We start from the raw sequence: 7476 nt of genomic DNA, 5'->3' as shown, positions 1-7476 counted from the left end.
ACCGCATACTGCACCCGGGCATGTTCTCAACCAACTGACCACCGGCCCGCCGCCACGGCCTCACGGGCAGCGGCACCGCCCAACCCGTGTCTACGGGCCCTTCGATTGCTATTCTTCCGGTCGGTTTTCGGTTCGTTCCCCTCGGTCGCGTCGGCAGGGCTTCGCCTACAGCGCCGGTGGCCGGGAGTCAAGTTCGCGCTATACAAACCGCAGCTTGCAGGCCCGACCGCAGCGGCGCGGACTTTACTCCCGGACACCGGTGCTGTACCCCTTGGGGCTGACGACGCGACCGTGGGGAACGAACCGCACCACCTCACAAACCGCCAGCGCAGGGCCCTGAGGCGACCACCCTATGGAACCGCGCCAGTTCCCCGAGGGAGCCAAGAGCCCCCGCCGGAGGCGCCGGGCTCTTCATCACAGCTTTTGGCCTTGATCTGGCTCTTGATCTGGCCCTTGACCTGGCTGTTGATCTTGCTGTTGATCTGCTGTTGTTCCGACTTGCCGGAGTGGAAGAGGCCTGAGATGCGGCGGGGTCGTGAACGCGGGAACCGGCGGCCGACAAACCCACCCGCCGCCCCGAACCCCGAACCGGCACAACTTCTACCGAAGGCCGTAAAAAGCTTTGAAACCCACAGCCAAACCGCAGCCCGGCCCGCAAACTCCAGCCCCAAAAACGACCCGCCCCGAACAATCCCTAGCGTCGCGACGCCCTGAGGTGTCGCGGCGCCCTGAGGTACCGCGACACCACACCACGTCCCGCCTCACCCAGCGAAAGCGCCGCCCGCCCCGAAGGCCAGCCGAGCGAACCGCTCCCCGATCACCCGGTATCCGGCCGGTGACGGGTGCAGGCCCTCGGCCAGGTACTCGTCCGCCTCGTCGAGGCCCACCAATGCCAGGCCGTCCAGGTAGTGGATGTTCGGGTCCTGCTTCGCCCGTTCGGTCACGATGCGGGCCAGCTCGCGGCGGACGGCCTGGAGTGTCAGTGCGCCGGTCGCCGCGGTCGCCGGGTTGCCGGTCGCGTGCAGGACGCCGTCGCGCCAGAGGGTTGGGCCGGGTGTCTGTTCCAGGGCCGGGCAGGCGATTGGGGAGATGACCAGGAGCGGGGTGTCGGGGTGGCCTTCGCGGATGGTGTCGAGGAAGCCGTGGATGGTGGGGACCAGGCTGCGCAGGACGAAGGCGGCCTTGGCGGTGAAGTTGATGCCCAGCTTCAGGCTGATCAGGTCGGCGGGCGTGTCGCGGATCGAGCGGGCGACGAAGGGGTCCAGGTAGCAGTTCCCTGATAGGCCTACGTTCACCGGGTCCACGTGGGCCGCGCGCGCCGCGATCACCGGCCACACGCCCAGCGGGGAGTCGGCCTCGTTGCACTGGCTGATCGAGCTGCCGTGGTGCAGCCAGGTGCGGTGGCCGGTCGGCGTGGGCGGTTCGACGGCGGCGTCCGCCCGCAGCGCGACCAGTTCGGTCTTCACCCACTGCGGCAGCCAGATCTCGACGTCCTTGACCCCGGCCGGCAGCCCCTCGAAGCGCACCGTGGACGGCTTGCCTGGAACGATGCCGCGCTCGGCCATCGTGTCGTCCAGCAGGATCACGGTGCCGACCGGAGCCCGCTGCGGCTCGCCGGGGACGCCGTCGACGGTGATGTCGAACAGCCCCGCGTCGTCGGGGTGCGGCTCGTTCTCGGCCATCATCGGGACGGTGGTCAGCACGTCCAGTTCAAGCGTCTTTGCGGCGCTGCGGAACGCCAACCGCACCCCGGAGCCGGAGGTGGCCTGCCGTTCCATCGACGCGTCGGACTGCGCGATGGTCCACTCCGGCAGCCGACGCGGAAGCACCCCGGCCTCGGTGGCGACCAGTTCCAGGGCTCCGCGGATGGCGACCGGGCCGTCGGAGAGCGGCACGGGCCGCAGCGCATCTGTCATGCCGTCGAAGGTAACAGTGAAGATCGAGTGAGGGCATCCGGCGGCGCCCGACGGCCGAAAACGGGGGCCAGCCCTACCCCGACCCGGGTGGCAGCTCTCTGACCTGGGAGGCCCGCGTTCGGCGAGGGTAGAGCCATGCGAAAGACGTCAGCTCTCCTCGCGGTCGCGACCGCCGCCGCCAGCACCGCCGCCATCATCGCGCTGCCGGCCGCCGCGAGTGCCGCGGCCCCGCCGAGCGCCGCGACCACCGGCCCGGCCACTGCCGCCACCACCGCCGCCACCGTCCCGACCTTCGACTACCGCGACTGCCCGCAGCTCCCGCCCGGCGTGGACCCGACCAAGTGGCGCTGCGAAGTCCTGGTCGCCGAGGGCACGGCCACCATCGGCGGCGCCACCCTCCCCTTCGACTTCACCGCCGTCACCCACGCCGAGGGTCCCCTGCCCGACGGCACCCCCGGCCAGGTCTTCGGCGGCTTCCGCGCCGCCAGCCTGCCGGTCCCGGGCCGCCAGTCCGGCGACGGCCACGGCCCGAAGCTGTGGATGCGGCCGCAGCTGACCGCCGTCCCGGACTTCTACAGCCAGTCCGGCGCGATGAGCCTCACCTTCCAGCTCACCGGCCCGCGCCTGGCGCCACAGTGCTCGATCGGCACCAACGCGGCGCCGGTCCAGATCGCGGCCGGACGCGTGCCGGGGACCACGCAGTGGATTTCGCAGAACCCGCCGATCATCACGTTCCAGGTCCTGGACCAGACGCTCGCGGTGCCGGAGGTGAGCGGCTGCGGCCGGGAGGCCGAGGAGCTGAACCGCCGCTTCGGCCTGCCCTCGCCCTCCGGTGCGAACCGGCTGAGCGGTACCGCCTTCTACTCCTTCAAGAACTACGCACAGCTCTGAAAGCCCTTACCAGGCCTCAAGGCCGCAAGACCCCAGACGGCGAGACCGCAAGGCCTCAGCCCAGCTCCAGCGTGGTCATCCCGAACACCTTGCCGTGATCGACGTCGCGCACCGGCCCGGTGTACATCCGGGCCACCTCGAACGACGGCTCCAGCCCGAGCGCGCCGACCATCGCCAGCGCCTCGCGGTTGGTCTCGGGGACGTCGATGACGATCCGGCCACCGGAGCCGGTCACGCCGTCACCGCGACCGGCGCCATGGCCAGCGTCGCTTCCGACATCGTGTCCCGCGCCCGCGCCGCGTCCAGCGCTCCGCCCAAACCCACAGTCCCCGGCGGCCCCGGCGACCAGCGCGTCGAGAATCACCTCGGCGTACACCCGCGAGTCGGCGAAAAGCGGCCCGACCCGATGCCCGTCGTGAGCCGCCCGCAGAACGCCGTACCCGACCAGCCGGCCGTCCACCACCAGCGCCCGGCCGACATGCCCCGGCGCCGCGAACCACTCGCGCAGGAACACCGGACGCGGCGCCGGGAAGCACAGCGCGTCATAGTCGGCGACCTCGCCGAACCCGGCCTCGGCCAGCGGAACCGCCGCGGCCGGGCCGGAGCCGTCGGACGTCAGCTCCCCGACGAACCGCACCGTGCGGTGCGCGTCGCTGAAGCCCGACTTCCGGTAGGTGTCCTGCTGCGCCAGTACGCCATCGAGCCCGACCGTCCGCGCGCCGGCCCGCGGCAGCGCCGCCTGCCACGTCGCCAGACCGTGGCCGCGCCCCCGGAACTCCGGCTTCACCAAGTACAGCCCGAGGAACGAGAACGCGTCCCCGTAGTTCACGACGGACACCGCCGACACCGGCTCCCCGCCGATCCGCCCGACGAAGAACCCCTCCGGATCCTGCGCGAGGAAGCAGGGTCCGTCGTGGTCTCCGGGGTTCCATCCCTCGTCCGCGCACCAGCCCTGGATGATGGGCCAGTCGGCGAGGGACGCGCGCGTGATCTGCAGGCTGTCCGTCATGCCCAACATCTTGGCCTGCCCCGGCCCCGGCGCCGCGGCCGACACGCGGGTCCCGGCAGGTCACCTCGGATGCCATGATGAGGCCATGACCAACCCGTGGAACACCCTCGTCACCCGCATGGGCCGCCAGAAATGGTTCGCGAGCACCTTCCAGCGGGTGGCGCCGCACGCGGACCGTTTCCTCGGCAAGGCCACCGGCGGTCGGGTGTTCCTGCTCACCGGCACCGGCATCCCGACGCTGTTGCTCACCACGACCGGCCGCAAGTCGGGTCAGCAGCGCACGGTCCCGCTGCTGTACTCGCGGCACGAGGGCGCGCTACTGGTGGTCGGCTCGAACTGGGGCCAGCAGCACCCTCCGGCGTGGGCGCTGAACCTGCTGGCCGACCCGGAGGCGACCGTCTCGATCCGCGGCAAATCCGGTCCAGTGCGGGCCCGGATCGTTGAAGGCGAGGAACGCGAGCTGGTCTGGAACTCGCTGCTGACGAAGAACTGGCCCGGCTACGAGAACTACGCCGAACGCGCCGGCCGGCACATCAACATCTTCGCGCTGGAGCCGGTGAAGAACGCCGTGGAGAAGAACCCCAAGACGAAGGCGACCGGATGACCGTCCGGACGCTAACCGACCGGGACCTCAACCGGGCCCTACTCGACCGCCAGCTGCTCCTCCAGCGTTCCCCGATGGACGCCGCCGAAGCCGTGGAGCATCTGGTCGGCCTACAGACGCAGATCCCGCCGAACCACTACGTGGCGCTGTGGTCGCGGCTGGAAGCCTTCGACGCGCAGCGGTTCTCGCAGCGTTTCGAGGACCGGGAGTTCGTCCGCATCAGCCTTCAGCGTTCGACGATCCACACGGTGACCGCGCGCGACTGCCGGCCGCTGCGACAGGTCCTCCAGCCGGTACAGGACCGGAACCTAAAGGGCGCCTTCGGGAAACGTCTACAGGGCATCGACCTGAAGGAGTTGGCCGAGCGTGCACGGGTGCTAGCGGAGGAGGAACCGCGCACCTTCAACGAACTCGGCGTGCTCCTCGCCGAGTCCTATCCCGGCCGCGACGTCCAGGCGCTCGGCATCGCGGCCCGCAACAACCTCGCGCTGGTTCAGGTGACGCCGCGCGGGTTGTGGCTCCAGGGCGGACTAGCGAAGCACACCACTGCGGAACTCTGGTTGGGAAACGCTAAAGCGGTTCCCGCTATGGAAGCCGAGGAGTTGGTCCTGCGTTACCTCAAGGCGTTCGGACCCGCCTCGGTCATGGACGCCCAGAACTGGAGCGGACTGACCCGGCTGCGCGAAGTGTTCGAGAAGCTGCGCCCGAACTTGGTGCTCTTCCAGAGCGAATCCGGAACCGAACTGTTCGACCTCCCGGACGCACCGCGTCCCGGGGAAGACATGCCAGTCCCAGCGCGCTTCCTGCCGGACTACGACAACGTCTTCATCGGCCACAAGGACCGCGCGCGCATCAACGACGCCCGGATCCCGAGAGAGAAGATCTTCGCGGGCAACACGCCGATCTCGCCGTTCACCGTGGACGGGTTCATCCGCGGCTCCTGGAAGGTCGAGACAGACAAGAAACGTACTGCCGCGACTCTGAATCTCACTCCCATGGTGCCCACCACCAAGGCCCAGCGCGCAGACCTGGCAGCCGAAGGCGCCAGGTTGCTGGAATTCCTGGCGCCCGGGGCGGATCATGATCTGCGATGGCTTGAGGACACGAACGGTTGAACCTTATGAGAGCGCGGACAAGTGTGTGCGCGGCGGCGTCCGCGGTGCTGATGCTCATCGCGGCCGGCTGCGGCAGCTCTTCGTCGAGCCCGAACTCGGCGTCGGCGGCGTCGTCCGGTGCCTCGGCCGGTGACGGTGGCGGCAACGCGTCCGGTTCGCCGTCCGCACCGGGCGCCACGCCGGCCCAACCGTCGTCCGCGTCGTCCTCTTCGCCGAGTTCCTCCCCCACTCCCGGCATCGACCCCGGAACGCTGCCCCAGACCAAGGTCATGCCCACCGGCTCCGACCCGCAGTTCACGGCCGGCGTCAACGCCCTGTGGCAGGGCATCGTGGACGACAACCCGAAGGAGGCCATGCCGTTCTTCTTCCCGAAGAGCGCCTACCTCCAGGTGAAGGCGCTGTCCGACGCCGGGTCGGACTACGAGAACCGGCTCATCGGCTTCTACAAGCTCGACATCCACGCCGCGCACCAGCTGCTCGGCTCCGGGGCGAAGGACGCGAAGCTGGTCGGCGTGAGCGTGCCGGCCAAGGCGGCGGAGTGGATCCTGCCGGGCGTGGAAGAGAACAAACTGTCGTACTACCGCGTCTACGGCTCCCGCCTGACCTACACCGAGAACGGCCGGACCAAGTCCTTCGGGCTGTTCTCGCTGATCTCCTGGCGCGGGGAGTGGTATGTGGTGCACTTCGGCCCCAATCCGCGGCCGAAGCCGATCGGGGTCGTCTACCAGCCCCGGGGATAGTCACCCCGTGACACCCATCTGACTCCGGCGCCCCGCGTTCAACAGGCGGCCCGGCTGCTCCTGTGACAGCTTTGAATAATGCGATCACCATCGCTGCTGTCGGGCTGGCCGCGACGCGAGCGGCGCGTGCTCGGCGCCCTGGCCGTCGCGCTCGTGGTGATCCTGGCGGTGTTCTTCGCGTTCCCGGGGCTGCGCAGCGCCGCGTGGTTCGTGCTGGCCGGATGGGTGACGGCGACGATGACCGTGGGGATCCGGGCCCGCCGGCCGCCCTACGCGCACGCCTGGTACCTGCTGGCAGCCGCCGGCGGCCTGCTGATGGCGTCCAACCACTCCGACTTCGCCTACGCCCGGCACACCCTGCCGGACTTCGCCGACTGGCTCGGGCTGGTCGGCTACCCGCTGGCGGTGCTGGCCCTGCGGCTGGTGATGAAGCACCGGATGGTCGGCCGGGACTCCGCCGGGACGCTGGACGCGCTGATCGTGGTGTTCGCCGGCGCCTACGCGGCCTGGGTCTACCTGATCGTGCCGTACTACCAGGAGGGCGGGGAGCCCTGGGACTACCGGCTGATCGCCATCCTGGACCCGCTCGGCGACCTGCTACTGCTGGGCATGCTGCTGCGGCTGGTCATCTCCCCCGGGGCCCGCAACGTCGCGCTGTGGCTGCTCAGCGCCGGTGCGCTGGCCCAGACCGGGGCCGACATCGTGGAGGCGGTGCTGCGGCTGAACTCCTCCAACTGGTTCGGCGCGCACGCCGGCAACGCGGTGCTGGAGTTCGCCTGGCTGATGTTCGCCGCCTGCTGGGTCGCGGCCGCGCTGGTGCCGTCCGCACACGACCTGACCAGGCCGGTGCGCGAGACGGCCCGGGACGCCCTGCCGACCGCCTGGTCCCGGCCGCCCCGGATCGGACCGCTGGTGCTGGCCGCGCTGGTGACGCCGGGCATCAACGCGGTGCAACTGGCCCAGGGCGATCTGTCGACCGGCTGGGCCGGGCCGGTGATCGGGCTCGGGGTGTACCTGATGATCCTGGCCCGGGTCGCGGTGATGGTGCGCTCGCACCGGCAGGCGCTGGCCCGGGAGTCGATCCTGCTGGGGGCCAGCGAGGGGCTGGGGGTGGCCGCCGGGAGCGGGCAGGTGGCCGCGGCGCTGGCCGACGGGGCCGCCGGGCTGTTCGCCGGGCGCGGGGCGGCGCACGCGGTGGTGG

6 protein-coding genes and 1 pseudogene are annotated in these 7476 nt (G+C 70.4%); 5 read left to right on the top strand and 2 right to left on the bottom strand.

Going from position 1 to position 7476, the window contains the following annotated elements:
* Nucleotides 1–761: 761 nt before the first annotated feature.
* The gene (locus IZR01_RS52775; RefSeq protein ID WP_194927603.1) at nt 762–1916 is read right to left on the bottom strand and encodes a GDSL-type esterase/lipase family protein; all 1155 of its coding nucleotides are present in this window, start codon (nt 1914–1916) and stop codon (nt 762–764) included.
* A 135-nt stretch (nt 1917–2051) separates the two neighbouring features.
* On the opposite strand from IZR01_RS52775, the gene IZR01_RS46780 reads away from it, so the two are divergent.
* A complete protein-coding gene (locus IZR01_RS46780; protein ID WP_194927602.1) occupies nt 2052–2807 on the top strand; it encodes a hypothetical protein in 756 nt (251 codons plus the stop codon).
* 55 nt (nt 2808–2862) lie between these two features.
* On the opposite strand, the gene IZR01_RS46775 is transcribed toward IZR01_RS46780, so the two are convergent.
* Nucleotides 2863–3816: a GNAT family N-acetyltransferase gene (locus IZR01_RS46775; protein ID WP_194927601.1), complete on the bottom strand. Its 954-nt coding sequence runs from the start codon at nt 3814–3816 to the stop codon at nt 2863–2865.
* Between IZR01_RS46775 and IZR01_RS46770 the strand changes: the two genes are divergently transcribed.
* The 4 genes and pseudogenes from IZR01_RS46770 to IZR01_RS46755 form a co-directional block, all read left to right on the top strand.
* Nucleotides 3815–4420, top strand: coding sequence for a nitroreductase family deazaflavin-dependent oxidoreductase (locus IZR01_RS46770; protein ID WP_228561351.1), 606 nt, complete (start codon nt 3815–3817; stop codon nt 4418–4420). The two genes, IZR01_RS46775 and IZR01_RS46770, sit on opposite strands and share 2 nt — an antisense overlap.
* Nucleotides 4417–5535, top strand: a complete 1119-nt coding sequence (locus IZR01_RS46765; RefSeq protein WP_194927600.1) for a winged helix DNA-binding domain-containing protein — start codon at nt 4417–4419, stop codon at nt 5533–5535. The genes IZR01_RS46770 and IZR01_RS46765 overlap by 4 nt, the downstream gene beginning before the upstream one ends.
* A 5-nt stretch (nt 5536–5540) precedes the next feature.
* A complete protein-coding gene (locus IZR01_RS46760; RefSeq protein WP_194927599.1) occupies nt 5541–6275 on the top strand; it encodes a hypothetical protein in 735 nt (244 codons plus the stop codon).
* Nucleotides 6276–6353: 78 nt separating this feature from the next.
* A pseudogene (locus IZR01_RS46755) lies at nt 6354–7476 on the top strand (hypothetical protein); the annotation flags it as partial.

Origin of the sequence: Catenulispora pinisilvae (assembly GCF_015356865.1) — a bacterium.
Lineage (GTDB): Bacteria > Actinomycetota > Actinomycetes > Streptomycetales > Catenulisporaceae > Catenulispora > Catenulispora pinisilvae.
Note: the sequence above shows the minus strand (reverse complement) of the source record. Positions and strands in the feature narration are given on the sequence as shown.

What these genes read in the sequence shown, in the direction of transcription:
- IZR01_RS52775 (WP_194927603.1), bottom strand. Translation starts at nt 1,916, where the DNA reads ATGACAGATGCGCTGCGGCCCGTGCCGCTCTCCGACGGCCCGGTCGCC.
- IZR01_RS46780 (WP_194927602.1), top strand. Translation starts at nt 2,052, where the DNA reads ATGCGAAAGACGTCAGCTCTCCTCGCGGTCGCGACCGCCGCCGCCAGC.
- IZR01_RS46770 (WP_228561351.1), top strand. Translation starts at nt 3,815, where the DNA reads ATGCCCAACATCTTGGCCTGCCCCGGCCCCGGCGCCGCGGCCGACACG.
- IZR01_RS46775 (WP_194927601.1), bottom strand. Translation starts at nt 3,816, where the DNA reads ATGACGGACAGCCTGCAGATCACGCGCGCGTCCCTCGCCGACTGGCCC.
- IZR01_RS46765 (WP_194927600.1), top strand. Translation starts at nt 4,417, where the DNA reads ATGACCGTCCGGACGCTAACCGACCGGGACCTCAACCGGGCCCTACTC.
- IZR01_RS46760 (WP_194927599.1), top strand. Translation starts at nt 5,541, where the DNA reads ATGAGAGCGCGGACAAGTGTGTGCGCGGCGGCGTCCGCGGTGCTGATG.